The sequence below is a fragment of the Geminicoccus harenae genome, assembly GCF_019800005.1.
In the GTDB taxonomy this organism is placed as follows: domain Bacteria; phylum Pseudomonadota; class Alphaproteobacteria; order Geminicoccales; family Geminicoccaceae; genus Geminicoccus; species Geminicoccus harenae.
Window position 1 is genome coordinate 1 of the sequence record NZ_JABGCL010000124.1, and the last position, 1,847, is coordinate 1,847.

Consider the following 1,847-nt stretch of genomic DNA (forward strand, 5'->3'; position numbering starts at 1 on the left):
CTGGCAGATGAATTCGTAGGGGGTCAGGCCGCGCAGGGTCTTGAGCCGGCGGGCGTGGTTGTAGGCGTCCACGAACAGCTGCAGATGGACCCGGAGCTGTTCATGGCTGTCGTAGTGGTAGCGCTTGACGGTAGCGTCCTTGATCGTGCGGTTCATGCGCTCGACCTGGCCGTTATCGGGCATGATGGCCTCGGTGTCCTGGCGTCCTGCTGATCTTCGGATCGGCGCTATGGTGAGCCCATCCGGGACGTGGGGCACCGGGAGCACGTGAGTGCGGGCAGGCCGACCCTTGAACCATGGGCTGCGAGCCCGAGCCGTTATCTGGCCGCCCATCGAGCGTCAGCAGACGCTCGATCCGATCCATGCAGTGGCCGCGGCCAGCAGGCCGCGGAGGGCGGCTCGCCCGGATGCGCTGCGAGCGCGGATCCGTAGTTGCCGTGTTGCCCGCCGGCTCCCGTGATCGGGACGAGGAGGCAAACTCATGCGAGTTGTGGGATTGGACATCCACCGCGTCTTCGCCGAGGCGGTGATACTGGAGAACGGCACGGTCCGGCGTCTCGGCCGGGTCGGCATGACGCGTGATCATCTGGTCGCCTTTGCCAAGACGCTGACCGATGATGACCATGTCGTGGTCGAGGCCACCGGCAACGCGAGTGCCGTTGCCGGGGTGCTCCGGCCCTTTGTCGGGCGGGTGGTGATCGCCAACCCACGCCAGGTGCGCCTCATTGCCGAGGCGCGCATCAAGACCGACGTCATCGACGCCACCGTGCTGGCGCGGCTCTACGCCAGCGGCTTCCTGCCCGAGGTCTGGATCCCGGACGAAGCCACGCTTGGGCTCAGACGGCAGGTGACGCGTCGCATCCAGATTGTGCGGCAGCGCACGCGGCTGAAGACGATCGTGCAGTCGATCCTGCACGCGCACCTCGTGCCACCCTGTCCGCACGCCGACCTGTTCGGGCCGCGAGGGCGGACTTGGCTGCTGACGCAGCCGTTGCCAGCCGACGAGAGCGACGCGGTCGCCCGGCACCTGCGCGAGCACGACCGGCTGAGCGAGGACCTGAGGGTGGTCGAGCGCGAGCTGGCGCGCGAAGCGCGGGCTGACGCGAATGTCACGCGGCTGATGACGATCCCAGGCGTCGACATGGTCGTCGCGGTCGGGCTGATCGCGGCGATCGGACCGGTGGCGCGCTTTGCCGGTTCGGATCGGCTCGTGGCCTATCTCGGGCTGAACCCGAGCGTGCACCAGTCGGGAACAGGTAAGCCGCGGCACGGGCGCATCACCAAGCAGGGACGCAGCCACGCGCGTACCATGCTGGTCGAGGCGGCCTGGCAGGCGGTGCGCGGCCCCGGCCCTCTGCGTGCCTTCTTCCAGCGCGTCTCAGGCCGCCGAGGACCGCACGTGGCGGCGGTGGCCGTTGCGCGCAAGCTCGCCGTGATCATCTGGCACCTGCTCACCCGGAGCGAGGACTACGCCTGGGTGCGTCCGGCGCTGCATGCCAGGAAGCTGCGGGACCTGGAACTGCGCTCGGGCGAACCGGCGCGACGCGGCCAGCGGGGTGCGGCCTATGCCTACAACCTGACGCGAACCCGCCACGAGGAGCGGCGGCGCGTCGAGCAGGCGGAGATCGCCTATCGGCGTCTGACGGAGGGCTGGAGCCGACGCGGGCGACGAGCACCCACGGGCGCCGCAAAGGAGGAGCGGCTGTGAAGACGGCGCGGCCAAGCTTGCACCTCGAACCCGGATCTTCGTCACGCGGTCGCCCGTGGGCCGAAACAAAATAGCACGCTTCGCCACAAAGAGACTGTTCAACCTCATCCGTGGTCCAAGGATGGTTCACCTTGGTCAG

The 1,847-nt window shown here is 68.5% G+C and carries 1 protein-coding gene and 1 pseudogene; one reads left to right on the forward strand and one right to left on the reverse strand.

Annotated elements, in window-relative coordinates:
- Positions 1 to 174, reverse strand: a pseudogene (locus tag HLA95_RS27145) (integrase core domain-containing protein); the annotation flags it as partial.
- A gap of 307 nt (positions 175 to 481) precedes the next feature.
- Between HLA95_RS27145 and HLA95_RS27150 the strand changes: the two are divergent.
- Entirely contained in the window at positions 482 to 1,708 is a 1,227-nt protein-coding gene (locus tag HLA95_RS27150; protein ID WP_222185104.1) for an IS110 family RNA-guided transposase, read from the forward strand.
- Positions 1,709 to 1,847: the final 139 nt, after the last annotated feature.

Bases quoted from the DNA above. Each gene is read 5' to 3' on its own strand.
- HLA95_RS27150 (WP_222185104.1), top strand. From the start codon at position 482: ATGCGAGTTGTGGGATTGGACATCCACCGCGTCTTCGCCGAGGCGGTG.